General features: G+C 74.5%; 22 protein-coding genes and 1 pseudogene. 19 read left to right on the plus strand and 4 right to left on the minus strand.

Annotated elements, in window-relative coordinates; all coding sequences use genetic code 11:
• Position 1: 1 nt before the first annotated feature.
• The 4 genes and pseudogenes from ACGF5C_RS09930 (at position 2) to ACGF5C_RS09945 (ending at position 3,770) form a co-directional block, all read left to right on the plus strand.
• Positions 2-1,612, plus strand: a complete 1,611-nt coding sequence (locus ACGF5C_RS09930; RefSeq protein ID WP_393299049.1) for an asparagine synthetase B family protein — start codon at positions 2-4, stop codon at positions 1,610-1,612.
• Positions 1,613-1,749: 137 nt separating this feature from the next.
• A pseudogene (locus ACGF5C_RS09935) lies at positions 1,750-2,019 on the plus strand (PfkB family carbohydrate kinase); the annotation flags it as partial.
• 208 nt (positions 2,020-2,227) lie between these two features.
• A complete protein-coding gene (locus tag ACGF5C_RS09940) occupies positions 2,228-2,680 on the plus strand; it encodes a PfkB family carbohydrate kinase (RefSeq protein ID WP_393299173.1) in 453 nt (150 codons plus the stop codon).
• A gap of 82 nt (positions 2,681-2,762) precedes the next feature.
• On the plus strand, positions 2,763-3,770 hold the full coding sequence (locus ACGF5C_RS09945; protein ID WP_393299052.1) for a linear amide C-N hydrolase: 1,008 nt from the start codon (positions 2,763-2,765) through the stop codon (positions 3,768-3,770).
• Positions 3,771-3,867: 97 nt separating this feature from the next.
• Here ACGF5C_RS09945 and ACGF5C_RS09950 read toward each other — a convergent pair whose 3' ends face one another.
• Positions 3,868-5,319 (minus strand): LVIVD repeat-containing protein, encoded by a 1,452-nt coding sequence (locus ACGF5C_RS09950; RefSeq protein WP_393299055.1) that lies wholly within the window; start codon positions 5,317-5,319, stop codon positions 3,868-3,870.
• A gap of 137 nt (positions 5,320-5,456) precedes the next feature.
• Between ACGF5C_RS09950 and ACGF5C_RS09955 the strand changes: the two genes are divergently transcribed.
• From ACGF5C_RS09955 to ACGF5C_RS09975, 5 genes are all read left to right on the plus strand, one after another.
• The gene (locus ACGF5C_RS09955; protein WP_393299058.1) at positions 5,457-6,155 is read left to right on the plus strand and encodes a DUF305 domain-containing protein; all 699 of its coding nucleotides are present in this window, start codon (positions 5,457-5,459) and stop codon (positions 6,153-6,155) included.
• A gap of 62 nt (positions 6,156-6,217) precedes the next feature.
• Positions 6,218-7,462 (plus strand): sensor histidine kinase, encoded by a 1,245-nt coding sequence (locus ACGF5C_RS09960; protein WP_393299061.1) that lies wholly within the window; start codon positions 6,218-6,220, stop codon positions 7,460-7,462.
• Positions 7,459-8,124: a response regulator gene (locus ACGF5C_RS09965; RefSeq protein ID WP_393299065.1), complete on the plus strand. Its 666-nt coding sequence runs from the start codon at positions 7,459-7,461 to the stop codon at positions 8,122-8,124. The genes ACGF5C_RS09960 and ACGF5C_RS09965 overlap by 4 nt, the downstream gene beginning before the upstream one ends.
• 147 nt (positions 8,125-8,271) lie before the next feature.
• Positions 8,272-9,066, plus strand: a complete 795-nt coding sequence (locus tag ACGF5C_RS09970; RefSeq protein ID WP_393299068.1) for an ABC transporter ATP-binding protein — start codon at positions 8,272-8,274, stop codon at positions 9,064-9,066.
• Entirely contained in the window at positions 9,063-11,546 is a 2,484-nt protein-coding gene (locus tag ACGF5C_RS09975; protein ID WP_393299071.1) for an ABC transporter permease, read from the plus strand. Before ACGF5C_RS09970 ends, ACGF5C_RS09975 begins: the two co-directional genes overlap by 4 nt.
• 59 nt (positions 11,547-11,605) lie before the next feature.
• Here the strand turns inward: ACGF5C_RS09975 and ACGF5C_RS09980 are convergent, their stop codons facing one another.
• Both ACGF5C_RS09980 and ACGF5C_RS09985 read right to left on the minus strand, forming a co-directional pair.
• Positions 11,606-12,868, minus strand: coding sequence for a nucleotide sugar dehydrogenase (locus ACGF5C_RS09980; RefSeq protein ID WP_393299074.1), 1,263 nt, complete (start codon positions 12,866-12,868; stop codon positions 11,606-11,608).
• Positions 12,869-13,045: 177 nt separating this feature from the next.
• Positions 13,046-14,434 carry a serine/threonine-protein kinase gene (locus ACGF5C_RS09985; RefSeq protein WP_393299077.1) on the minus strand — a complete coding sequence of 463 codons (1,389 nt, stop codon included), beginning with the start codon at positions 14,432-14,434 and terminating at the stop codon, positions 13,046-13,048.
• Between the two features lie 543 nt (positions 14,435-14,977).
• Here ACGF5C_RS09985 and ACGF5C_RS09990 point away from each other — a divergent pair.
• The 10 genes from ACGF5C_RS09990 to ACGF5C_RS10035 all read left to right on the plus strand — a co-directional run bounded on the left by ACGF5C_RS09990 (position 14,978) and on the right by ACGF5C_RS10035 (position 22,602).
• Positions 14,978-15,607 carry an RNA polymerase sigma factor gene (locus tag ACGF5C_RS09990; protein WP_393299080.1) on the plus strand — a complete coding sequence of 210 codons (630 nt, stop codon included), beginning with the start codon at positions 14,978-14,980 and terminating at the stop codon, positions 15,605-15,607.
• Between the two features lie 15 nt (positions 15,608-15,622).
• Positions 15,623-16,375: a hypothetical protein gene (locus ACGF5C_RS09995; RefSeq protein WP_393299083.1), complete on the plus strand. Its 753-nt coding sequence runs from the start codon at positions 15,623-15,625 to the stop codon at positions 16,373-16,375.
• A gap of 141 nt (positions 16,376-16,516) precedes the next feature.
• Entirely contained in the window at positions 16,517-17,752 is a 1,236-nt protein-coding gene (egtA, locus tag ACGF5C_RS10000) for an ergothioneine biosynthesis glutamate--cysteine ligase EgtA (protein WP_393299086.1), read from the plus strand.
• Positions 17,749-19,086: an ergothioneine biosynthesis protein EgtB gene (gene egtB / locus ACGF5C_RS10005; RefSeq protein WP_393299089.1), complete on the plus strand. Its 1,338-nt coding sequence runs from the start codon at positions 17,749-17,751 to the stop codon at positions 19,084-19,086. Before egtA ends, egtB begins: the two co-directional genes overlap by 4 nt.
• 13 nt (positions 19,087-19,099) lie before the next feature.
• Complete coding sequence (gene egtC, locus ACGF5C_RS10010) at positions 19,100-19,846, plus strand: ergothioneine biosynthesis protein EgtC (RefSeq protein ID WP_393299092.1); 747 nt, start codon at positions 19,100-19,102, stop codon at positions 19,844-19,846.
• 41 nt (positions 19,847-19,887) lie between these two features.
• On the plus strand, positions 19,888-20,853 hold the full coding sequence (gene egtD, locus ACGF5C_RS10015) for an L-histidine N(alpha)-methyltransferase (RefSeq protein ID WP_393299095.1): 966 nt from the start codon (positions 19,888-19,890) through the stop codon (positions 20,851-20,853).
• A 244-nt stretch (positions 20,854-21,097) separates the two neighbouring features.
• Positions 21,098-21,685: a TMEM165/GDT1 family protein gene (locus ACGF5C_RS10020; protein WP_393299098.1), complete on the plus strand. Its 588-nt coding sequence runs from the start codon at positions 21,098-21,100 to the stop codon at positions 21,683-21,685.
• 38 nt (positions 21,686-21,723) lie between these two features.
• On the plus strand, positions 21,724-22,086 hold the full coding sequence (locus ACGF5C_RS10025; protein WP_393299101.1) for a DUF1622 domain-containing protein: 363 nt from the start codon (positions 21,724-21,726) through the stop codon (positions 22,084-22,086).
• On the plus strand, positions 22,083-22,370 hold the full coding sequence (locus ACGF5C_RS10030; protein ID WP_393299104.1) for a hypothetical protein: 288 nt from the start codon (positions 22,083-22,085) through the stop codon (positions 22,368-22,370). The genes ACGF5C_RS10025 and ACGF5C_RS10030 overlap by 4 nt, the downstream gene beginning before the upstream one ends.
• Before the next feature lie 34 nt (positions 22,371-22,404).
• On the plus strand, positions 22,405-22,602 hold the full coding sequence (locus ACGF5C_RS10035) for a hypothetical protein (RefSeq protein WP_393266084.1): 198 nt from the start codon (positions 22,405-22,407) through the stop codon (positions 22,600-22,602).
• Positions 22,603-22,716: 114 nt separating this feature from the next.
• Here the strand turns inward: ACGF5C_RS10035 and nhaA are convergent, their stop codons facing one another.
• On the minus strand, positions 22,717-24,036 hold the full coding sequence (gene nhaA / locus ACGF5C_RS10040; protein ID WP_393299107.1) for a Na+/H+ antiporter NhaA: 1,320 nt from the start codon (positions 24,034-24,036) through the stop codon (positions 22,717-22,719).
• Between the last annotated feature and the right edge of the window lie 317 nt (positions 24,037-24,353).

Here is a 24,353-nt window from a genome sequence, read left to right on the forward strand (position 1 = left end):
GATGTGCGGTATCGCGTTGAGCCTCGGCTCCGAGGCCGACCCGGCGATCTTCCGGCGGATGCTCGCCGTCCTGGCCCCCCGCGGCGAGGTTACCGAGGCCCGCTACGAGAACGGCCTGCTCGCCGGCACCCGACGGTTGAAGGTGGTGGACCGGGAGCGCGCCGTGCAGCCGTGGACCTCCGTCGACGAGCGGTGGCTGCTCTGCTACAACGGCGAGGTCTTCAACCACCACGAGCTGCGCGCGGAGCTGGTCCGGCTCGGGCACCGCTTCCGCAGCGCCAGCGACACGGAGGTCGTGCTCGCGGCGTTCCTGCAGTGGGGCGAGGGCATGGTCACCCGGTTGCGCGGCGAGTACGCCTTCGCCGTCGTGGAACGGGCCACGGGCCGCGCCTGGCTGGTCCGGGACCCGCTCGGCGTGAAGCCCCTGTACTGGGCCCGGACGCCCGGCTGCCTGCACGTCGCCAGCGAGGTGAAGGCGCTGGTCGGGCACGGCGTCCCGATCGGCGAGGTGCCGCCCGGACACCACGGCTGGGCCGAGCCTGACGGGCGGGTCCGGCTGCACGCGTACGTCGACCTGCTCACCCTCGGCGACGGACTGTCGGTGGTGGACGACCCGGACGAGGCCGCCCTGCTCGTCCGTGCCGCCCTCACCGACAGCATCCGGACGCGGGTGGACACCGACCTCACCGTCGGGGTGGTGCTCTCCGGCGGGCTGGACAGCTCGCTGGCCCTGCTGCACGTGCGCGACATGCACCCCGACTGCGTCGCCGTCACCGTCGGGGTGCCGGACAGCCCCGACGTGGCGTACGCGCGGCGGTTGGCGCGGGAGCTGGGGGTGCCGCACGAGGTGGTCGAGCTGCGCCCGCGCGACATCCGGCTGGCCGACATCCGGGAGGCCATCCGGATCTCCGAGCTGACCGAGTACGGCGACATCATCAACGCGGTGGTCTCCGTGCCGCTCTTCCGCCGGCTGCGCGAGCTGGGCGTGAAGGTGGTGCTGACCGGGGACGGCTCGGACGAGCTGTTCGGCGGCTACCCGATGTACCACGAGGTCGGCCCCGAGGCGTCCCGCCGGCTCTTCCTGCACAAGATCCGCAACCTCTGCCGTACGGAGTTGCAGCGCGTCGACCGGACCAGCATGGGGCACGGGGTGGAGGCCCGCGTGCCGTTCCTCGACCTGAGCGTGGTGGAGCTGGCGATGCGGCTGCCGATCGGGCTGAAGATGCGCGAGGGGCAGGAGAAGTGGATCGTCCGGCGGGCCTTCGCCGACGTGCTGCCCGACTACGTCCGGCGTCGGCCGAAGAACCCGATGTCGTACTCGTCCGGCCTGCACGAGCGGGCCCGGCTGTACAAGCCGCTCTTCGCCCGACTGCACCGGTCGTTCGGCTACCACCTGCTGGAACCGGTCCGCCGCGACTTCGACAGCGTGCTCACCCGCTGCGGCAACGACCTCGACCGGGCGCTCGCGGCCGGCCGGGCCCAGCCCGACTACACGGTGCTGGAGCACGCCCGGGACCTGGTGGGCGCGGCGAAGTGGAACGCCGCGCCGATGGTGCGCCGCCTGGTCGGCCCGCGCCGCACCCGGGGCGACGAGGCCCCGCTGCCGGGGTGAGGCGACGCCTCGGGTTGACTCTGGCACCGTGCCAGCGTCGACCGTATGGGCCATGCTCACCGTCGGAGATCGGGCCGGTGCCGGTCGGCGTGCCCCCTATGAGCGTGGAAGATCGGGCCGGGGGTAACACCGGAGCCATGACGGAACTGGACGTGGTGGTGGTCGGGCAGGTGGCGCGGGACCTCGTGCTGCTGCTCGACGAGGTGCCGGAGGCCGGCGGCAGCGCTCTCGTGCGGCGCCGACGCGAGCTGCTCGGCGGCAAGGGGGCCAACCAGGCCGTCGGGCTCGCCCAGCTCGGCGCGTCGGTCGGGCTGCTCGGCGTGGTCGGCGACGACGAGGTGGGGGAGCGGCTGCTGGCGCAGGCGCGGGCCGACGGGATCGACGTCGAGCGGGTGCAGCGCCGGCCGGGCACCCCGACCGGTCTCATCGTCGACGTGGTCGACGCGGAGGCCCGCTGGCGCTACCTGGAGGACCTGCCCGAGGCCACCCTGCTCGGCCCGGACGACGTGGCGGGGGCCGCCGACGCGCTGCGCGCCGCGCGGGCCGTCCTGGTGCAGCTGCAACAGCCGGCGCGCCGCCCTGGTCGCGGCCCGGACCGCCCGGGAGGCCGGCCGGCTGGCCGTGCTCGACGGCGCCCCGACCGACCCGGCCGACGCCGACGAGTTGCTCGCCCTCGCCGACGTGCTGCGGGCCGACGCGCAGGAGGTCGAGCTGATCACCGGCGACGCGCCGCGGGACGCCGAGGGTGGGCTCGCCGCCGGGCGCGAGCTGCTGCGGCGCGGCCCGTCCCTGCTGGCGATCGAGGTGGCCGGGGAGGGCAACGCGTTCGTCTGGCCGGACGGCGAGCTGTTCCTGCCGTTGAGCCGGACACCCACGGTGGACAGCACCGGCGCCGGGGACGCGTTCGTCGCCGCGTTGACCGTCGGCCTGCTGCGCGGCGAGCCCCGCGACCGGGTCGCCCGCTGTGCCGTGGCGGCCGCCGGCGCCACCGTCGGCCACCCGGGCGGCCGCCCGGCGCTGACCGACGAGGCGATCCGGGAGCAGCTCGGCCGGATCCCCGCCGGCTGACCGTCCGGGTCGCCGGTCCCGCGCCGGGGCGACCGATCGGGCGGTGGACAACCCTCGATTCCTGCCCTAGCGTCCAGTGGATATGCGGAGGACTCTCCTGGGCGCCGGTGTCGCCCTGCTGCTCGCCGTGACCGCCTGTTCCAGTGTGGAGTCCGGTCCGCCGGCGCCGCCGGGAGCAGCGACGCCCGCCGGCACGCCCAGCGCCTCCCGGCAGGAGCCGGGCGAGGTCGAGAAGACCCTGGCCAGCCTGCGCAAGGTCAACGACCTTCCGATGTACGAGATGACCTACGTCGGGGCGTACGACGCCACGGTCGGCACCGACGCGCGCCCGGCGAAGGCGTTCGGCTGCTCCCTCTTCGCCGCCACCGGCGACCCGTCCCGGCCGTTGTTCGCCCGTAACTTCGACTGGGACGCCAACCCGGCGCTGGTGCTGCGCACCGACCCTCCCGACGGGTACGCCTCGATCTCGGTGGTGGACATGTCCTACCTCGGGGTGGGCCCCGACCCGACCGGCGACCGGCGGCTGCTCAACGCGCCGCTGCTGCCGTTCGACGGGATGAACGAGCGGGGGTTGGCAATCGGGCTGGCCGCCGACGACGGCGCGAAGGCCGTCGCCGTCCCGGGCAAGGCCACCGTCGGGTCGGTCCGCATCCAGCGCCTGGTGCTCGACCAGGCGGCCACGGTGGACGAGGCGGTGGCCGTGTTCGAGCGGTACAACCTCGACTTCACCGACGGGCCGCCCCTGCACTACCTGCTCGCCGACGCGACCGGGGCGTCGGCCGTGGTCGAGTTCGTCGACGGGAAGATGTCGGTCGAGAAGGGGCGGGGCGACTGGCGGGCGCTGACCAACGTGCCGGTCGTCGGGGTGGACGAGCAGCGTCGCCGGGCCGACCACCGCTACGGCGTGATCGCCGCGGCCCTCGACCGGACGGGCGGCACGGCGGACGCCCCGGCGGCGTTCGAGATCCTCAACGACGTACGCCAGTCGCACACCCGCTGGTCGGTGACGTACGGCCTGCGCAGCGGCGAGGTCCGGCTGACCACCGCGACCGGCGGCGGCGAGCGGCGTTACCAGCTCCCGGTGAGCTGAGCGTCCGCACGTCCCCGGCGAGGGAACTGGCCGCACCCGGAACGCGGGCGGGCCCGGCCCCCGAGGTGGGGGCCGGGCCCGTCGGCGCGCTGTGCGACTACCAGCCGAGGTAGCTGGGCTGGGTCTGCACGTTCAGCTCGCGGTACCGGACGAGGTTCGCCGTCCAGGTCCGCCAGTCGGTCAGCTTCAGGACGTCGAAACCCTTCTGCATGTCGTTGGAGTAGATGTAGCCGTTGTAGTAGTACGCGGACCAGGAGCCACCGCCGGTCAGCCGCTCGGCCGACAGCGGGCCCCGCTCCCAGAAGGCGATCTCCTGGGGGTTGGCCGAGTCGGTGAAGTCGAAGACCGAGATGCCGCCCTGGTACCACGCCTGGACCATGATGTCGCGCCCGAGTACCGGGATCAGCGAGCCGTTGTGCGCCACGCAGTTCTCGGTGTCGGCGTTGGGCCGGGGGATCTTGTAGTAGCTGCGGAAGACCATCGTCCGGGCGTCGCCGCTACCGGTGATGTCGTAGATGGCGTCGGCGCCCCGGTTGGGACCGATCGCCTCGTTGCAGGTGGCCGCGCCGCCGCCGCCCAGCTCGTCGGTGAAGATCACCTTGGTGCCGGAGTTGTTGAACGTGGCCGAGTGCCAGAACGCGAAGTTGACCGTGTCGCGGACCTGGTTGATGACCCGCGGGGCCTCCCGGTTCGAGATGTCCATCAGGATGCCGTCACCCATGCAGGCGCCGGCGGCCAGGTTCTTCTCCGGGTACGCGGTGATGTCGTGGCAGCCGGTGGTCGCCGACCCGCCCGGGCGGCCCTCGTAGCCGCCGTCCGGGAAGAGGTTCGGCGTGGCCACGACCGCCGCGTCGGTGGGCTTCTTCAGCGGCACCTTGACGATGGAGATGGAGTCGTGCGGCGGCTGGCAGTCCGGGAACTCCGCCCGGGGGCTGTACGACGAGACGTACAGGTAGACCGTCTTGCGGTCCGTGCCCGGCACGAGGGTGTGCGTGTGCGAGCCGCAGGCCGTCTCCACCGCCTTGATGTAGCGCGGGTTGGCCTTGTCGCTGATGTCGAAGACCTTGATGCCCTCCCAGGACTCCTTGACCGTCGCCGACGATCCGGTGCTGTTGCAGGAGTCGTCGCTGCGGGCCGCGTCGGTGGAGAGGAAGAGCAGGTCGCCGTGGACGGAGATGTCGTTCTGCGACCCGGGGCAGTAGACCTGCGACACGACCGTCGGCGCGGTCGGCCGGGAGATGTCGTAGACGACGAACCCGTTGTAGTTGCCGGCGAAGGCGTAGCGGCCCTGGAAGGCGAGGTCGCTGTTCGTGGCGTCCAGCGGGGCCTGCTTCGGCAGGTTGGCGACCTGCCGGAGGTTGGGGCTGCTGACGATCTCGTCGACGCCGGGGATGGTGTAGGTGGTGTCCACCGTGCCGGAGGGCGCCGAGGGTGCCGCGACCCCGGCATTCCCCGGTGGGGCGGTGGCGACGCTGGCGAGGAGGAGGCCGGCCGCGGCCAGGCTCACGGTGGTGAGCCGCCGGGCCCGCGGGGTGCGAAGTGTGATCATCGGCGAGGCCCTTCGCAAGGGGGTGACGATTGTCGACACCTTACCGTCCGATGAGATGCGTCGATGTGATCTGGGTCACATGTTGGGGTCTCCGTCAATGGATACGATCGCTGTGACCTCTACCGGGGGAGTGGCCCATGACCAACCGACGCGCACGGATCCTGGCCGTCGTCACATCCGTGTTCGTGGTGTCGGTGGTGGCCGTCGTCCTGTCCCGGTCCGGCGAGGACTCGACCGCGCCCCCCGCGCAGCCGGTTGCCGCCTCCGCCTCGGCCTCGGCGCCCGTCGATCCGGCCCGGCCCGCCGTGATCGTGCCGGGCCGCCCGGGGGAGGCCGCCGCGGTCCGCCCCGCCGAGGAACTGCGCGACGCCGCCCCCACGTCCCGGCACAACTCCATGGACGTCTGGTTCGTCCGGATGATGATCCCGCACCACGCCCAGGCCCTGGAGATGGCCGCGCTGGCCCCGGACCGCGCCGGCGACCCGGACCTGCGCGCCCTCGCCGAGCGGATCCGGGCCAGCCAGGGCCCGGAGATCGGCATGATGCGGGGCTGGCTGCAGACCCGCGGGCTCTCCCCGGACGTGCCGGGGCACGACCACGGGACCATGCGGGGCATGCAGTCGCCCGAGGCGATGCGCCAGCTCGCGGCCGCCCGGGGCGCTGAGTTCGACCGGCTCTTCGTCCGGATGATGACCGAGCACCACCGGGGCGCGGTGCAGATGGCCACCGACCTTCTCAAGGTCGGCGCCGACCTCACCCTGTCGGAGTTCGCCAACTCCGTCGCCACCGAGCAGGCCGTCGAGATCGACCGGATGCGCGACGTGCTGGCCCCCTGACCCGGCTGGGTGGTCCCGCCGGGCGCGCGGTGACCCGCGGGCGGCGGCGGCACGTACGCTGGGTGACCGTGAACCGCACGATCTTCGGCCGCCCGCTGCGCAGCGTCGCCTTCGACGTCTTCGTCGTCGGCATGGTGGTGCTCTTCGGCCTCGCCGGCCTGGTGAACCAGCCCGGCGGGTGGAAGGCCGCCCTCGTCGGCGCCGCGATGGCGGTGGCGCTGCTGTTCCGCCGGTCCCACCCGTCGGCGGTCGCCGCCGTCGTGGCGGTGCTCGCGCTGGTCCAGGTGTTCGCCGGCTGGGGCCCACTGGCCTTCGACGTCGCGGTGCTGGTCGCCCTCTACAGCGTCGTGAAGTACGCCGACCGGCTCCGCGACGGCGTCCTCGCCGGGATCACCGCCGCCGTCGGGGTGATCCTCGCCGCCCTCCAGACCGAGAGCACCGTCGCCTGGTGGGCGACCGCGATCTATATTGGGCTGGTCACCGGGGCGGTCTGGCTGGTCGCGCTCAACGTGCGGACCCGCCGGCTCTACGTGCTCAGCCTGGAGGAGCGGGCCGCCACCCTGGAGCGGGAACGCGAGGCGGAGGCGCGCGCCGCCGTCGCCGGTGAGCGCACCCGCATCGCCCGCGAGCTGCACGACGTGGTGGCGCACAGCATGGCGGTCATGATCGTGCAGGCCGACGGGGCGCGGTTCATGCTCGACCGCGACCCGGAGACCGCCAGGAACGCGGTGAAGGTGGTCGCCGACACCGGCCGCCAGGCGCTGGAGGAGATGCGCCGGCTGGTCGGCGTACTGCGGGAGCCGAGCCCGCCCGACGCGGCGGCCGGCCCCGGCCCGACGGACGAGCCCGACGGCGCGGGGGTGGCCGCCGACCCGGAGCACCGCCGGCTGGCGCTGACCGAGCTGCCCGCCCTGCTCGACCGGTTCCGCGCCGCCGGCCTGCGGGTACGCCACACGGTCACCGGGCAGCCCGTGCCGCTGCCGGCCGGGCTGGAGCTGACCCTCTACCGGGTCGTGCAGGAGGGGCTGACCAACGCGCTCAAGCACGCCGGGGTCGGCGCCGCCGTCGAGGTCACCCTCGACCATGCCCGCGACGCCGTGGTGGTCCGGGTGCTCGACGACGGGCGCGGCCGCCCGCCGGTCAGCCCGGCCCCGTCCGGCGGGCACGGCCTGGTGGGCATGCGCGAGCGGGTGAGCGTGTACGACGGCAGCCTCACCGCCGGCCCGCGACTGGCCGGGGGCTGGCAGGTCGAGGCGCGGCTGCCGCTACCGTCGACGCCCGGGACGACGGAGGTGATGGCGGCATGACGGTCCGCGTGGTGATCGTGGACGACCAGGCGCTGGTCCGCGCCGGCTTCCGGATGGTGCTGGACTCCCAGCCCGACCTGGAGGTCGTCGGCGAGGCGATCGACGGCGCCGACGCGCTGCGGGTGCTGGCCCGGGTCGAGGCCGACGTGGTGGTGATGGACGTCCGGATGCCGACCATGGACGGGGTGGAGGCGACGCGCCGGATCTGCCAGGACCGTCCCGCCGGGTCGCCCCGCGTCCTCGTGCTCACCACCTTCGACACCGAGGAGGACGCCTTCGCCGCGCTCCAGGCCGGCGCCAGCGGCTTCCTGCTCAAGAACGTCCCGCCGGAGGAGCTGCTCGCCGCCATCCGGGTGGTCGCCCAGGGCGACTCCGTGGTCGCCCCGTCCATCACCCGCCGGCTGCTCGACCGCTTCGCCGGCCGGCTCGGCCCGGGCCCCGCCGAGGACCCGCGCCTCGCCCAGCTCACCGAACGGGAACGGGAGATCCTCCTGCTGGTGGCGCAGGGGCTCTCCAACGCCGAGATCGCCGCCCGGGTGCACGTCGCCGAGGCGACCGTGAAGACGCACGTCGGGCGGATCCTGGCCAAGCTCCAGCTCCGCGACCGGGTGCAGGCGGTGGTGCTGGCGTACGAGAGCGGCCTGGTCACCCCGGGCGGCTGAGCCGGCGTACGACTCAGGTCGTACGGGTCCGCCCCGTCAGGGCCGCCTGTGGTCGCAGCGGGGTCGAGCGCGTGGGTGGACGCCCGCGGGCCGCCGCCCCCATAGCGTCGGAGACGTCCCAGTCACGATCTCCACGGGGAGCTCCACGTGTCCGTCGCACCTCCCGCGCACGCCACCGCCGGCGTCGCGGTCTCCGCCCGCGGCCTGTCCAAGCGGTACGGCGCCGGCCAGGCCGCCGTCGTCGCCCTCGACGGCGTCGACGTCGACTTCGCCGCCGGCCGGTTCACCGCCATCATGGGCCCGTCCGGCTCCGGCAAGTCCACCCTGATGCACTGCCTCGCCGGCCTGGACCGTCCCACCGCGGGCAGCGTACGCATCGGCGACGCCGACCTCTCCCGGCTCGACGACAAGCGGCTCACCCTGCTGCGCCGCGACCGGGTCGGCTTCGTGTTCCAGAAGTTCAACCTGCTGCCGGCGCTGACCGCCGAGGAGAACATCGTGCTGCCGCTGGCGATCGCCGGCCGCCGGCCGGAGCGGGCCTGGCTGCGTCAGGTCGTCGCCGCGGTGGGGCTGGCCGACCGGCTCGGCCACCGGCCGGCCGAGCTCTCCGGCGGGCAGCAGCAGCGGGTGGCGGTCGCCCGCGCGCTGATCACCAAGCCGTGGGTGATCTTCGCCGACGAGCCGACCGGCAACCTGGACTCGCGCTCCGGCGCGGAGGTGCTGCGCCTGCTCCGCGAGGCCGTCGACACCCTCGGCCAGACCGTGATCATGGTCACCCACGACCCGACGGCCGCCGCGCACGCCGACCGGGTGGTCTTCCTGGCCGACGGCCGGCCGGTGCGGGACCTCACCGCGCCGACCGCCGAGCGGGTGCTCGACACCCTTGCCGGCCTCGACTCGGCGCGCGTGCCGGCCGCCGGCCGCGAGGCGGTGGCCCGGTGATCCGGCTGACCCTGCGCCAGCTCCGCGCCGAGGCGCTGCGCCTGCTGCTCTCCTCGCTGGCCATCGTGCTCGGCGTCGCCTTCATCGCCGGCACGCTGATCTTCGTCGACGGGATGCGTGCGGGAGCGTACGACCGGGCCGGGACGTTCGACCGGCACACCGACCTGGCCGTGTACTCCGCCACCAAGGACCCGCTGCCGACCGCGCTGGTCGACCGGGTGCGCGCGCTCGACGGGGTCGCCGCCGCCGAGGGGGAACTGCTCGGCTCCGGCGGGATCGTCGGCGCCGACGACCGCCCCGTGCTCGGCTACGCCGTCCTCGCGGCGGTCCCCGTCGACCCGGCGCTGCGCTCGTACGACGTGGTGGCCGGGCGGCTGCCCGACCGCCCCGGCGAGGTGGTGCTGGACGCGCCCACCGTGGCCGAGGAGGGCTTCACCCTCGGCGGGCCGGTACGGGTCGGCGGCAGCGGGGGAGCGGCCCGCCCGTACACCCTGGTCGGCACGGTCGACGTGGCCGGCACGCCTCGCGACGTCGGCGGCCCGTTCATCGGCCTGGTCGGTGCGGACGCCATGGCCGTGACCGGGCAGCGGGGCTACGACCGGATCATGGTGGCCGCCGACCCGGGCGTGACCGACGCGGCGCTGGCCGACCGGGCCGCCGAGGCGGCCGGAGCCGGCGCGACCGTCAAGACGCGCCAGCGCATCCTTGACGACGCGGTCGAGGACGCGGTCCGCGACCTGCAGCAGTTCAACATGGTGCTGCTGACCTTCGCCGGGGTCGCGGTGGTGGTCGCCGGGTTCGTCATCGCCAACACCTTCGCCATCGTGCTCGCCCAGCGGACCCGGCGCACGGCGTTGCTGCGGCTCGTCGGCGCGACCCGGGGGCAGCTGTTCCGGGCGGCGCTGCTGGAGTCCGCCGTGATCGGCGCCGCCGCCTCCGCGGCCGGCGTGCTGCTGGGCGTCGCCCTGGCCGGCGGCATGAACCAGCTCATGACGCGGCTGGACGCGCCGGTCTCCGGCGGGCTCACCCTCACCGCCCCGACCGTGCTGCTCAGCCTGCTGCTGGGCACCGCGATCACGGTCGGCGCCGCCCTGCTGCCCGCGTGGCGGGGCACCCGCGTGCCGCCGGTTGCCGCGCTCACCGACGCGGCGGTCCAGCCCGCCCGCGGCGCCGGCCGGCTCCGGCTCGCCGTCGGTGCGCTGGTCTTCGTCGCCGGCATCGCGGCGCTGGTGTTGGCCGCGTCCGCCGTCCAGGTGGTGCTGGTGGCGCTCGGCGGGGTGCTGACCTTCTTCGGCATCGTGCTGTTCGGGCCGGTGCTCGTCCCGGCACTGGTGCGGGTGCTGGGCTGGCCCGCCCGGAAGCTGTTCGGCGCCACCGCCGGCCTGGCCGTGGCCAACGCGGTACGCAACCCGCGCCGCATCGCGGCGACCGCGACCGCCCTGGTCATCGGCATCGGGCTGGTGTCGGCGTTCGTGGTGGGTGCGCGCAGCACCAAGGACGGCATCGAGCGCAGCGTGGACGCCGAGATCGGGGTCGACTGGCTGGTCACCGCGATCGGCGGCGACCTGCCCGCGCCGCTCGTCGGCGAGCTGCGCGCCCGGCCCGAGCTGGCGGTGGTGCACGAGCAGCGCAGCGCCGTCACCGCCGACGTCGAGGTCCGGGCCGCCCATCCCGCCCTGGTCGGCCGGACGCTGACCGGGGTCGTGGCGGGCGACGTCGACGGGCTCGCGCCCGGGTCGGTGCTGGTGCACCGGGAGTTGGCGGAGGCGCGGGGCTGGACGACCGACTCCACCGTCACCGTGCGGGGCCGGTCGTTCCGGGTGGCCGCGGTCGTCACCGACGACGGGCCGGTCCTGGCCGGCAGCTCCGTCCCGGCCGGTCACGTGATCGACGTGGTCGACGCCGACTTCACCGCGCTCTTCCCCGCCGAGCGGGGTTACCTGGCCGAGATCGACCCCGCCGACGGCGTCACCGCCGACCAGGCCCGGGCCGCCATCGAGGCGGTGGTCGCCCGCTACCCGACGGCCAACCTGATGGACCAGGGGGCGTACAAGAAGATGCTCACCAGCACGGTCGACATGCTGCTCGCGTTCGTCACCGCGCTGCTCGGCCTGGCCGTGGTGATCGCGCTGGTCGGGGTGGCGAACACGCTGAGCCTGTCGGTCGTGGAGCGGACCCGGGAGAACGCCGTGCTGAGGGCGGTGGGCCTGACCCGGGGCCGGATGCGGGCCGTGCTGGCCGTCGAGGCGGTGCTGATGGCGCTGGTCGGCGCGCTGCTCGGGGTCGGCCTCGGCACCGGCGTCAGCGCCGCCGCGATGGCCCTGCTGGCCCGGATCAGCGGGGACTTCGCCTTGGTGCTGCCACTGGGCCAGCTCGGGCTGATCCTCGGGGTCGCCGTCGTGGCCGCCCTGGCGGCCTCGGTGCTGCCGGCCCGCCGGGCGCTGGCCCGGCCGGTGGTCGAGGCGCTCGGCGAGCAGTGACATCCGCCGGCCGGTCCCGTCGCCCGCCCGGGTGGCGGGACCGGCCAGCGGTGCCGGGTCTAGAGGTGCTCCACCACCGGCCCGGAGCACCGGTTGCGGGAGTCGAAGACGTACCGGGCGTGCCGGACGACCAGGTCGTAGTCGAAGACGTCGTGGTCGGTGACCACCACCACCGCGTCCGCCGCCCGGATCTCCCGCTCGGTCAGCTCCACCACGAGGACCCCGCCGGGGATGTGGTGCGGCTCGGCGTACGGCTCCACCGCCCGCACGTCCGCGCCGAGCGCCTGCAGGCGGCGGGCCACGTCGACCGCGGGGGAGTCGCGCATGTCGCCGGTGTTCCTCTTGTACGCCAGCCCGAGCAGCAGCAGCCGGGCCCCGCTGATCGTGCGGCCGGTCCGGTTCAGCCCGCCCATGATCCGCTGCGCCACGTGCTCGGGCATCTCGTGGTTGACGTCGTTGGCCAGCTCGATGAACCGGAACTGCCGCCCGAGGCGCCGCTTGACCTGCCAGGACAGGTAGCACGGGTCGATCGGCAGGCAGTGCCCGCCGACGCCGGGGCCGGGCCGGAACGGCATGAATCCGAACGGCTTCGTCTCGGCCGCCTCGATCGCCTGCCAGACGTCGATGTCCAGGTGGTGGGAGAGCATGGTCAGCTCGTTGATCAGGGCGATGTTGACCTGGCGGAAGGTGTTCTCGATCAGCTTGGTCAGCTCGGCCACCTGGGTGGAGCCCACCGGCACGGTCCGCTCCACGATCCGCCGGTAGAACCCGTCCACCCGGGCGAGGGAGTCCGCGTCCACCCCGGAGACGACCTTCGGGGTGTTCTCCAGCCGCCACGTCTGGTTGCCCGGGTCGATCCGTTCTGGGCTGTAGCCGAGGTGGAAGTCGCCCGGACTGCGCAGCCCGCTGGCCGACTCCAGCAGCGGGCGCAGCAGTTCCTCCGTGGTGCCGGGGTAGGTGGTCGACTCGAGCACCACCGCGCAGCCCGGCCGGACGTACGGGCCGATGCCGATGCCGGCCTGTTCGACGAAGCTGAGGTCGGGCGTGCCGTCGCGCAGCGGCGTGGGCACCGTGATCACGCAGATGTCGAAGCCCTCGGCGTCGGCGTACTCGGTGCTCGGGTGGTACCGGCCGCTGGCCAGCGCCCGGCCCAGCCGGTCGGCGGGGATGTCCTCGACGAACGACTCGCCCGACGCGAGCCGCTTGACCCGGTCGGAGTCGACGTCCAGGCCGATCACGTCCAGGCCGGCCTCGACGGCCCGCATGGCCAGTGGCAGGCCGACGTACCCCTGGCCGATGACGACCAACTTCTCAACGCTCACCCGGACTCCCGAGGCAGACGGAAACAACCTGCTTGGAGCCTAGAGCGATATCTGTGCCCGTAAGTCCGTTTTGGGATTACCGGCGCTGCCGGGGTACGCGCAGTGTCGGCAGTGCGTCACCGTGAGCCCCGAACGGCGGGATCGCCCGCCGGGGGCGCGGCGGCACGGGTGCCGAGATCAGGCCGAACGGCCCGTCGCCGCGCCGCCGCCCCCGCCACCCGGGTTGTTCGTGTCGTCCGTCGGCGTGCTCTGCGTGCCGGTCGGCGCCGGGGGCGTGGGCCCCGTCGGCGGGTCGGAAGAAGAGCCGTCGCTGGGCGTCGGATCCGTGCTGCCCGTCGGCTCCGGGGATTCCGGGCCGGCCGTCTGGCTCGGCTGGGGCGACTCCGGCGGCACGGTGGCCGACGGCGACGGGCTGGAGGTGGACCCGGCGGGCCGGAACGGCCGACCCCGGTCCGGGTTCTGCTCCTGCTCGGTCGGCGCCTCCGCGCTCGGCACGGCGGCCGGCGCCGTCGTCTTCGGCACCTTCACCGCGGGCGCGTCGGCGTCGCTCGTCGCGCCGAGCGCCGCGCCGAGGCCCGCCAACGCCACCAGCACCGCCGCGGCCGCGCCCACCAGGGGGCCGCGGCGCTTCTTCCGCCCGGCCGCCGGCACGACCGGGACGTCGGTGCGGGTGCCCGGGTCGGCGCCGCGCAGCGCGGCGACGCCGGGGGCGGGCACCATGGCGGTCGCCGCCGACGGGTCGGAGACCGCGGCGCGGGCGGCCTGGGCCATCGCGGCCCCGCTGCTGAACCGGTCGGCCGGATCCTTGGCCAGGGCGCGGGAGACCAGCGCGCGAACGGCCTCCGGGATGTCGTGCGACAGCTCCGGCGGCTCGTCGTCGAGGTGCCGGACGGCGACCTGGAGCGGGTTGTCGCCGGTGAACGGCGGGCTGCCGCTCAGGCAGCAGTAGGCGACGGCGCCGAGGGCGTAGATGTCGGTGGCACCCGAGACCGGCCGGCCGGCGGCCTGCTCGGGCGCCATGTAGAGCGCGGTGCCGGGCACCGCGTTGGTGCTGGTGATGCTCGTGACGTTCGTCGACCGGGCCACGCCGAAGTCGACCAGCACCACGCTGCCGTTTTCCTGGACCAGCAGGTTGCTCGGCTTGACGTCGCGGTGCACGATCCCGCCGAGGTGCGCGGCGTGCAGAGCCTGCGCGACCTGGGCCACGATCGCCATCGTCTCGCCGACGTCGAGCCGGCCGGCGGCCTCGATCCGCTTGGACAGTGGCTGGCCGCTCACGAACTCCATGACCAGGTAGTCGGCCCGGCCGCCGTCGGGCAGGTCGTCCTCTCCACAGTCGAAGACCTGGACGATGCCGGGGTGCCGCAGGGCGGCCATGATCCGTGCCTCGGCGCGGAAGCGGGCGATGAAGTCGGGGTCGGAGACCAGGGCGGGCAGCAGGACCTTGACCGCGACCTGACGGCCGAGGACGAGGTCCTTGGCCCGCCAGACGTCGCCCATGCCGCCCGTGGCGACACGCTCGTCCAGGCGGTACCGACCGCTGAGTACGACCTCCGGTGACAACACAGCACCACCGTACCCAGAGCGGCGGAGAACGGCGCGCGGTGAGCGGACCGGCCCACCGGCGCGGGCCGCCCCACGGGGGGCTGTGTGCCGACGGTCGCCTCCGATATGGTGTGATCGCCCGGGGACGCCCCGTGACGAGATCCGCCCGTCGCCAACGTACGCTGGACGAACGCCCCTCCGCCGCGGGCCTGCGCGGGCGCAGCGTCCCGGGCGCGCGCCGCGTTACGGCGACCCACCACCCGATCAGGTAGATAATTCTCACTCTTTTGCCGACCGGGGCCGACTTGTCCGATCGGCCCGGTGCTCCTACCGTTAGTCCGACTCGGGCCCGCCCCACGGCGTCGCCGGCGCCACACCGCCGGCCGTGCCGCCGTGGCGAGAGTCCAGAACTACCGTCCGGGCCGCTGCGGTCCCGGGCGTGACCAGGTCAGCGGGGGGCTGAGGTGCGGGATCAGGTCCGGGTGCCGGACCGTGCTGGCGTCGCGCACGTCCGGGTCGGCGTGCGCCACCCCGGCGCGTCCGGGAAGCGGGGGCGGCGGTCCCGTGTCCGCTGAGCTGAACGACGCGGTCGCGGCGGCGCAGGCCGGCGACGAGGACGGCTTCCGCTTCCTCTACCGCAGCCTCCAGCCCGGTCTGCTGCGGTACCTGACCGCCCTGGTCGGCGCCGACGCCGAGGATGTCGCTTCGGAGACGTGGCTGCAGATCTCCCGCGACCTGCCCAGCTTCACGGGCGGCGAGTTCCGGGCCTGGACGGTGACCATCGCCCGCAACCGGGCCATGGACCACCTGCGGCGGCAACGCCGCCGTCCGTCGCTGCCGGTGCCGGTGCAGGCGCTCAGCGAGCTGGCCGGCGACGCCGACACCGCCGAACGGGCGGGCGAGACCATCGGCACCGAGGCGGCGCTGGCGTTGATCGCCACCCTGCCGCCCCGCGAGGCCGAGGCGGTCCTGCTCCGCGCCGTCATCGGGCTGGATGCCGAGACCGCCGGGCGGGTGCTCGGCCGCCGGCCCGGTGCCGTGCGCACCGCCGCCCACCGGGGTCTGCGCCGCCTCGCCGCCCTGATGGCACGCTACGACCTGTCCCAGCCGCCGGCCGGCCCCGAGGCAGCCACCCCGCCGCGTCCGCGCGCCGGTCGGCGGCAGGCGCCGCACGCCGAGCCGGCGGACGGTTGACGTGAGGGGAATCAGATGACCTTCCGCCGGAGCGAGCGGCCCGCTGACCGGGCCGAGTCCGACCGGCTGCTCGACGCCGCGCGCGCCGGCTCGCCCGCCGCCGACCCGGAGTCGCTCGCCCGGCTGCTCTCGGCCGCGGCGGCCCCCGCCCGCCCCGGCGAACTGGCCGGCGAGGAGGCTGCGTTGGCAGCCTTCCGGGCCGCCCGCGCCGCCGCGCCCGCCACCATCGCCGCGACGCGGCCACCGCGTGGACGCCGGTTCACCGCCGGTGCCGTGGCCTGGGCCGCCGGAATCGCGGTCACCGCGACGGCGGGCGCCGCCTTCGCGGCCGTCACCCTGGACCGTCCCGACGACCCGGCCCCGCCGCCGCGCCCGGCCACGCCGGCATCTGCCACCACGGGTACGGAGCAGGGCGGGTCGACCGGCGCCACCGGCAGTGGCGGCACCCCCTCCGACGCGCCCACCGACGGCTCGCGCGGCCCGTCCGCCGCCCCCACGTCCGGTGCGGCCACCCCCGGCGTTCCGGGCGGTGGCGGGCCACGACCGTCGGAGCAGCGCACCGACCAGATGTGGGGGCTCTGCCAGGCGTACCTGGCCAAGCCGCCGGCCCAGCGGGAGAAGGCGCTGGACAGCCCCGCGTACGCCGGCGTGGTGACCGCGGCGGGCGGCCGGGAGAACGTCGACGACTTCTGCCGGGAGTTGGCGCCCGAGGCCGAGCCGAAGAACGCCGATCCCACGACGGCGCCGTCCCCGGAGGCGACCCGCTGATTCCCCTGCTCGTTCCGGCCGACCCCGCGAAATCCGTCTGTTAGAAACAGAAGTGGTGGGCCGCCGACGCCCCGCCGATGACGGTGGGTGGCGCTACGGTGGCACGGTCCGGAAGTCGGCGCGGGGAAGGGAGCCCGTCCTGTGGTGACGTCGCCGGAGCTCGACCGGAGCATCGTCCTGCGGGAGCGCGCCGCAGCCGCCGGTCACCTCGCCCGGATCTGCTTCAAGACCGGCCCGCCGACCCACACCGGCATCGAACTCGAATGGACCGTGCACGACGCCGCCGACCCCGCCCGCCCCGTCGACGGCGAGCGGCTCCGGGCGGCGCTGGGGCGGCACAGCCCCCCGACCCTCGACCGTGCGAGCCCCGCCGCACCGCTCCGTCACGGTGGCACCGTGACCGTCGAGCCCGGCGGGCAGCTGGAGATCTCCACCGCGCCCCGCACCTCGCTCGCCACCCTCGTCCAGGCCACCGACGGCGACATCGCCCAGCTGAGCGGCCTGCTCGCCGCCGCCGGGCTGGTCTTCGGGCAGAGCGGCATCGACCCCCACCGGCCGCCCCGGGCGGTGGTCGAGACCCCCCGCTACCGCGCCATGCGGCACGTCTTCGACAGGCGTGGCGCCGCCGGCCGGACGATGATGTACAGCACCGCCGGCCTGCAGGTCTGCCTGGACGCCGGGGAGCCGGAGCACCTGCCGGCCCGCTGGGCGACGGTGCACGCGCTCGGGCCGCCCCTGCTGGCCGCCTTCGCCACGGCCGACCGGCACGCCGGGCGGCCCACCGGCTGGGCGTCCGCGCGCATGGCGGCCTGGTTCGCCATCGACCCGGCTCGTACCCGGCCGGTGTGGACGCCGGAGCGGGCCGACGTCGACCCGGTCGCCGCCTGGACCGACTACGTCCTCGCCGCGCCGCTGCTCTGCGTACGCGGTGGCGGTCCCGACTGGACGCCGCCGCCGGCCGTCAGCTTCGCCGACTGGGTCGACGGGGCGCTGCCTCGACCGCCGACCACCGACGACCTCGACTACCACGTGAGCACCCTGTTCCCGCCGGTGCGCCCCCGGGGCTACCTGGAGCTGCGCTACCTCGACGCACAGCCCGGCCGGGGCTGGGCGGTCGCGCTCGCGGTGGTGGCCGCCCTGCTCGCCGAGCCCGGCACCGTGCACGCGGCCCGCGTCGTCGCCGGCCCGGTGGCGCACCGCTGGCGCGCCGCCGCCCGGCACGGCCTGCGCGACCCGGCGCTGGCCGCCGCCGCCGTGGAGCTGTTCGACCTGGCCCTGACCGCCCTGCCCCGGCTCGGCCTGCCGGCGGCCCTGCACGACGACATCGACCGAGGCGTACGGCGGCGACGGGCCGCCGCGGGGAGGAGGCAGGCGTGACCGGAGCGACCACGCAGCGGCCGGGCGCGGAGCAGTTGCGCGGCCGGATCGCGGCGGAGCTGGAACGCACCCGTGCCCGCACGGCGCTGCTGACCGAGGCGGTAGACGAGGCCGACCTGGTGCGGCAGCACTCGCCGCTGATGTCCCCGCTGGTGTGGGACCTCGCGCACGTCGGCAACCAGGAGGAACTCTGGCTGGTCCGGGACGTGGGTGGCCGCGAGCCGGTCCGGCGGGACATCGACGACCTGTACGACGCGTTCAAGCAGCCCCGCCGGGACCGCCCGTCGCTGCCGTTGCTGCCGCCGGAGGAGGCCCGCGCCTATCTGCTCACCGTCCGCGACAAGGTGCTCGACCTGCTGGACAGGGTCGCGTTCACCGACCGGCCGTTGGTTGCCGACGGCTTCGCCTTCGGCATGATCGTGCAGCACGAGCAGCAGCACGACGAGACGATGCTCGCCACCCACCAGCTCCGCACCGGCCCTGCGGTGCTGCACGCCCCGCCGCCGCCGGAGCCGCGGACCGGGGCCGGCGGCGAGGTGCTGGTGCCGGCCGGTGAGTTCACCATGGGCACCGACACCGACCCGTGGGCGCTGGACAACGAGCGCCCCGCCCACCGGGTCCACCTGCCGGCGTACGTCATCGACGCCACGCCGGTGACCAACGGCCGCTACCGCGAGTTCATCGCCGACGGCGGCTACGACGACCCGCGCTGGTGGAGCCCGGCCGGTTGGCGGCACCGCCGGGAGGCCGGGCTGTCCGCGCCGATGCACTGGCGGCGCGACGGCGACGGCTGGGCCTACCGGCGCTTCGGGCGGTGGGCCCCGGTCCGCGACGACGAGCCGGTGGTGCACGTCTGCTACCACGAGGCGCAGGCGTACGCGGCCTGGGCCGGCAAGCGGTTGCCGACCGAGGCGGAGTGGGAGAAGGCGGCCCGCTGGGATCCGGCCACCGGCCGTTCCCGCCGCTACCCGTGGGGCGACGACGACCCCACCGCCGCACACGCCAACCTGGGGCAGCGGCACCTGTGGCCGGCCCCGGTGGGTGCCTACCCGGCGGGCGCCTCGCCGCTGGGCGTGCACCAGCTCATCGGCGACGTGTGGGAGTGGACCTCCACCACCTTCCGGGGGCATCCGGGCTTCACCGCGTTCCCCTATCGCGAATACTCGGAGGTCTTCTTCGGCGACGACTACCAGGTGCTGCGGGGCGGTTCGTTCGGCACCGACCGGGCCGCCTGCCGGGGCACCTTCCGCAACTGGGACTACCCGATCCGGCGGCAGATCTTCAGCGGCTTCCGCTGCGCCCGCGACGCCCGGCCCGAGGAGTCGCAGCCGTGAGGACGGCCGCCTGATGTGCCGCCACCTGGCCTACCTGGGGCCGCCGGTCACCCTGCGGGAGCTGCTGTTCGACCCGCCGTACTCCCTGGTGCGGCAGTCCTGGGCCCCGCGCGACATGCGCGGCGGCGGGACGATCAACGCCGACGGCTTCGGCGTCGGCTGGTATCCGGGCTCCGGCGAGCCGGTGCGCTACCGGCGGGCCCAGCCGATCTGGAGCGACCCCACGATCGCGCAGCTCGCGGCGGTCACCTCCGCCGGCGCGGTGCTGGCCGCCGTCCGTTCCGCCACGGTCGGCATGGCGGTGCTCGACGGGGCCGCCGCCCCGTTCGCCGAGGGGCCCTGGCTGTTCAGCCACAACGGCGTGGTGCGGGGCTGGCCCGACACGATGGTCCCGCTCGCCGGCACCCTGCCCGTACGCGACCTGCTCACCCTGGACGCGGCCACCGACTCGGCGCTGCTCTGGGCGCTGGTCCGGCACCGGCTGCGGGCCGGGGTGAAGCCTGCCCGCGCGATCGCCGAGACCGTGACGGCGGTGGCCGTGGCGGCCCCCGGGTCCCGGCTCAACCTGCTGCTCACCGACGGCCACACCGTGGTGGCCAGCGTGGCCGGGCACGCGCTGTCGATCCGCGCGACCCCGGCCTCGGTGCTGCTGGCGTCCGAACCGCACGACGACGACCCCGGCTGGCAGGCGGTGCCGGACGGGCAACTGGTGGAGGCGACCGCGACGGGGGTGCGTCTGCGCGCCCTGGCCGAGGTCTGACCGCCGGCCGACAGGGACGTTCCGACGACGAAGGGGAAGACATGGGCGCCGAGCCGCTGGAGATCCACCTCGAGGAGCAGGACCTTGGCCGCAGCCTGCGGGAGGACGTCCGCGCCGGCCTGACGGCCGAGCCCAAGTGGCTGCCGCCCAAGTGGTTCTACGACGCCCGTGGCAGCGAGCTGTTCGAGGAGATCACGCGGCTGCCGGAGTACTACCCGACCCGGGCCGAACGCGCCGTGCTGGCCGAACGGGCGGGCACGATCGCCGAACTGACCGGCGCGAAGACGCTGATCGAGCTCGGTTCGGGCTCGTCGGAGAAGACCCGGCTGCTGTTGGACGCGTTCACCCGGCGGGGCGGCCTTGGCACGTTCGTGCCGCTGGACGTGTCGGTCAGCGCCCTGCGCCAGTCCACCGCCGAGATCGCGGCCGACTACCCGGGGCTGCGGGTGCGCGGCATCGTGGGGGACTTCACCCGTCACCTGGACCGGCTGCCGACCGGCGGGCGGCGGCTGGTGCTCTTCCTCGGCGGCACCATCGGCAACCTCCTGCCGGCCGAGCGGGCGCGGTTCCTGGGCGCGATGCGGGGTGCCCTGGAGGCGGGGGACTGGCTGCTGATCGGCACCGATCTGGTCAAGGACCCAGCGGTCGTCGTGCCGGCGTACGACGACGCGGCCGGGGTCACCGCCGAGTTCAACCGCAACGTGCTGCGGGTGGTCAACCGGGAGTTGGGCGCCGACTTCGACCCGGAGGCGTTCGCCCACGTGGCGCTCTGGGACCCGGCCCGGGAGTGGATCGAGATGCGGCTGCGCGCGCTCCGGCCGATGCGGGTCCGGGTACTCGACCTGGCGGTCACCTTCGCCGAGGGCGAGGAGTTGCGCACGGAGGTGTCCGCGAAGTTCCGGCCCGAGGGCATCGCCGCGGAGCTGGCGGCGGCCCGCTTCGCCGTCCACGACTTCTGGACCGACCCGGACGACCTGTTCGGCGTCACCCTGGCCCGCGCGGAGTGACCGGAACCGGCCGGCCGGCGGCGCGTGACGATCTTCACCCGTGGTGCCCGGCCCGGCCGGCGGTCGGCTAGGCTGGGCGGCGCGAAGGGGAGTAGCCCCCAATGTCGTGGTCGACACACTGGTGCGTTCCGCATCCGGCCACGCGGCCTCGTCATCCGGGGCGGGCGAGACCTTCGACTCAGGCTGTCGCAGCCGGGTCGAGGGCGCCCCCATACCTCCTCCCGGCGTGATCCGGAAGGATGTCATGGAAGGTTTCCTCGTCGCGCTGGCGGTCAGCTTCGGCGTCATCTTCGTCGCCGAGCTGGGCGACAAGTCCCAGCTGATGGCCCTGACCTTCGCCACCCGCTTCAAACCCGTACCGGTCCTGATCGGCATCACCGTCGCCACCGCCGTCGTGCATCTCGCCTCGGTGGCGATCGGCTACGGCCTCGGCGCCGCGCTCCCGACGGAGTGGATCTCGCTGGTGGCGGGCCTGGCGTTCCTCGGTTTCGGCGCGTGGACCCTACGCGGGGACACGCTCACCGAGGAGGAGAAGCGCAAGGCCGAGAAGACCAGCAAGTCCGCCATCGTGGCGGTGTCGGTCGCGTTCTTCCTGGCGGAGCTGGGCGACAAGACCATGCTCGCCACCATCACCCTCGCCACCCAGTACGGCTGGTTCGGCACCTGGCTTGGCTCGACGGTCGGCATGGTGGCGGCGGACGCGCTGGCCATCCTGGTCGGGCGGATGCTCGGCCGGAGGCTGCCGGAGAAGACTATCAAGTACGGGGCCGCCGCGCTCTTCGCCATCTGTGGCCTCTGGCTGATCCTGGAGGCGGTCGCGCAGCTCACCTGACGCCGACTACCGCCCGGCGGGCCGGGTAAGGCCAGCGGGTGGGCGTCGAGGAGGTGCTGCGCCACGGCTACCAGTCGCTGGTCACCGCGGTGGAGGTCGCCGGCGCGGTGGTCATCTTCGTCGGCGCGGCCTGGGCGGCGCTGCGGTTCGTGGTCGAAGGGCTGCGGCACCGCAGCGCCGCCGTGTTCACCCCGATCCGGCTCTCCCTGGGGCGGTTCCTCACCCTCGGGCTGGAGTTCCAGCTCGCGGCGGACATCCTGCGTACGGCGGTCTCGCCGACCTTCACCCAGATCGGGCAGTTGGCGGCCATCGCCACCATCCGGACCGCGCTGAACTACTTCCTCGGTCGGGAGATCCGCCAGGAGCAGCGGCAGGTGGGGGAGACGGAGCACGCCAGGTGACCCGTGTCCTGGTCACCGCCACCACCGCGCTGGCCACGCTCGCCGGCCTGGCGGCGCTGGTCGGCACGCGTTCCTGGCGTTGCGCGTTGCGGGTGCTGCTGGACCTGCTCACGGCTGCCGGCCTGCTGCGGCTGGCCGCCGACCAGGGCTGGGCGGAGCTGGCGGCCGCGGCGGCGATCGTCCTGCTGCGCCGGCTGCTGTGGGCCGCGCTCACCGGCGCGGCGCAGCCGCGACTATCGGCGGCCTCCAGCGGGCAAGAGGATCACCACCTACCGTTGCGGTAGGAGGCGAAACCGGAGAATGCGGGAGGACTGCCACATGAGCAAGCATGACGAGCCGAACGAGTACGGCTTCGCCGGGGACGCCACCGCCCCGCAGCCGCCGGCCGGCGGGCGGGCCGACGAGCAGGACCGGGCGGAGGAGGTGGCGGTGCCGGCCGACGACCTGATGGAGCCGGTCAGCGACGCCCTCGCCGACGAGCAGGAGGAGCGCCGCGCGGCCGAGCGGCGCCGCTGACAAGGCCGGGCTCCGGCGGGCCGGTCGCCGTCCCGCCGGAGTTCCACTCGGCTTCCGGCCGGGGCCGTCACGGGTCAGCCGTTGCCGTCCCGGATCAGCCCGCGGCCGTCCGGGTCAGCCGTCCCCACGCTGGTAGACGTCCGGCACACCGTCGCGGTCGGCGTCCACGCGTTCCGCCTCGGCGATCCGCCGGTAGGCGGCGTTGCGCCGGACCAGCACGACCGCGGCGAGCAGCGCCGCGATCACCGAGCCGGTGAGCACGGCCGCCTTGACGTTGTCGTCGGCCGCGGTGCCGGCACCGAACGCGAGTTCGCCGATCAGCAGGGAGACGGTGAACCCGATCCCGGCGAGCAACGCCACCCCGAGCAGGTCGGTCCAGGTGATGTCCTCGTCGAGTTGGGCCCGGGTGAAGCGGGCGAGCAGGAACGTCGAGCCGAAGATCCCGACGGCCTTGCCCGCCACCAGGCCGGCGACGACGCCGATCACGATCGGGTCCGTGACGATCGCGCCCAGGTCGGCGCCCCGCAGCGACACCCCGGCCGCGAAGAACGCGAAGACCGGCACGGCGAAGCCGGCGGAGACCGGGCGCCAGCGGTGCTCCAGGTGCTCGGCGAGCCCGTGCATGTCGCCGCCCCTGCCCAGGACCGGCACCGTGAAGCCCAGCAGGACGCCCGCCACCGTGGCGTGCACCCCGGAGGCGTGCACGAGCGTCCACGCGGCCACCGCGAGCGGGATCAGGGCCCACCACCAGGTCCTGCGGCGCCGCACGAGCAGGCCGAAGACCGCGATCGGGACGAGCGCGGCGAGCAGCGGCAGCGGGCTGAAGTCGTCGGTGTAGAAGATCGCGATGACGGTGATCGCGAGCAGGTCGTCGACCACCGCGAGGGTGAGCAGGAAGGCCCGCAGGCCCTGCGGCAGGTGGGAGCCGATGACGGCCAGCACGGCCAGGGCGAAGGCGATGTCCGTCGCGGTGGGAATGGCCCAGCCCCGCAGGCCGTCGCCGCCGGCGGCCAGGTTGACCGCGACGTAGATCAGCGCCGGTAGCGCCATTCCGCCGACCGCCGCGACCACCGGCAGGGCCGCTCGTCGCGGGTCCCGCAACTCGCCGACGACGAATTCCCGCTTCAGTTCCAGCCCGACCACGAAGAAGAAGACCGCGAGCAGGCCGTCGGCCGCCCAGGCGGAGAGGCTCAGGTCGAGGTGCAGGCCCGCCCCGCCGGCCCACGGCACCCAGCCGCCGAGGGCCTGGTAGGCGGACTCCCAGGGCGAGTTCGACCAGACCAGCGCGATCACCGCGCCGAGCAGGAGGAGACCGCCGCCGACCGTCTCGGTCCGCAGCACGTCGGCCAGGAAGCGGGCCTCCGGCCAGGACGTACGCGAAAAGAGCCGGCGGGTCGGCCGGGAGGGGTCGGTGTGCGGGGCGCGGTCGCTCATGCGCGAGGTCCACCTTGGTGTCGGGGCAGCAGGGGGCAGCTGCCGACCAGGCTTCCCGGCACACCGTCACCGACCCTATCCATCGCAGCCGCCACCGGCGAGTCGGGACGGTTCGTCGTCGGAAACGTCACGCCCGTTCGTTTCTCCCCGCGTCCCGGAACGCCGCACGCCCGTTTGTCGGTTGGTGGGCGTAGATGTCAAGGGGTGAAAATGCATAACTCAGGACATAGGTCGTATGAGTCGCTTTAATGGTTTCACGAGATTATGTCGACCTTGGGGGTTTTCGTGAAGTTCTTTGGCGTTACCGGCCTGGTACG

Origin of the sequence: Micromonospora sp. NPDC047620 (assembly GCF_043205005.1) — a bacterium.
GTDB lineage: Bacteria > Actinomycetota > Actinomycetes > Mycobacteriales > Micromonosporaceae > Micromonospora.

Bases quoted from the DNA above. Each gene is read 5' to 3' on its own strand.
- ACGF5C_RS09930 (WP_393299049.1), top strand. From the start codon at position 2: ATGTGCGGTATCGCGTTGAGCCTCGGCTCCGAGGCCGACCCGGCGATC.
- ACGF5C_RS09945 (WP_393299052.1), top strand. From the start codon at position 2,763: ATGCGGAGGACTCTCCTGGGCGCCGGTGTCGCCCTGCTGCTCGCCGTG.
- ACGF5C_RS09950 (WP_393299055.1), bottom strand. From the start codon at position 5,319: ATGATCACACTTCGCACCCCGCGGGCCCGGCGGCTCACCACCGTGAGC.
- ACGF5C_RS09955 (WP_393299058.1), top strand. From the start codon at position 5,457: ATGACCAACCGACGCGCACGGATCCTGGCCGTCGTCACATCCGTGTTC.
- ACGF5C_RS09965 (WP_393299065.1), top strand. From the start codon at position 7,459: ATGACGGTCCGCGTGGTGATCGTGGACGACCAGGCGCTGGTCCGCGCC.
- ACGF5C_RS09995 (WP_393299083.1), top strand. From the start codon at position 15,623: ATGACCTTCCGCCGGAGCGAGCGGCCCGCTGACCGGGCCGAGTCCGAC.
- egtC (WP_393299092.1), top strand. From the start codon at position 19,100: ATGTGCCGCCACCTGGCCTACCTGGGGCCGCCGGTCACCCTGCGGGAG.
- egtD (WP_393299095.1), top strand. From the start codon at position 19,888: ATGGGCGCCGAGCCGCTGGAGATCCACCTCGAGGAGCAGGACCTTGGC.
- ACGF5C_RS10020 (WP_393299098.1), top strand. From the start codon at position 21,098: ATGGAAGGTTTCCTCGTCGCGCTGGCGGTCAGCTTCGGCGTCATCTTC.
- ACGF5C_RS10035 (WP_393266084.1), top strand. From the start codon at position 22,405: ATGAGCAAGCATGACGAGCCGAACGAGTACGGCTTCGCCGGGGACGCC.
- nhaA (WP_393299107.1), bottom strand. From the start codon at position 24,036: ATGAGCGACCGCGCCCCGCACACCGACCCCTCCCGGCCGACCCGCCGG.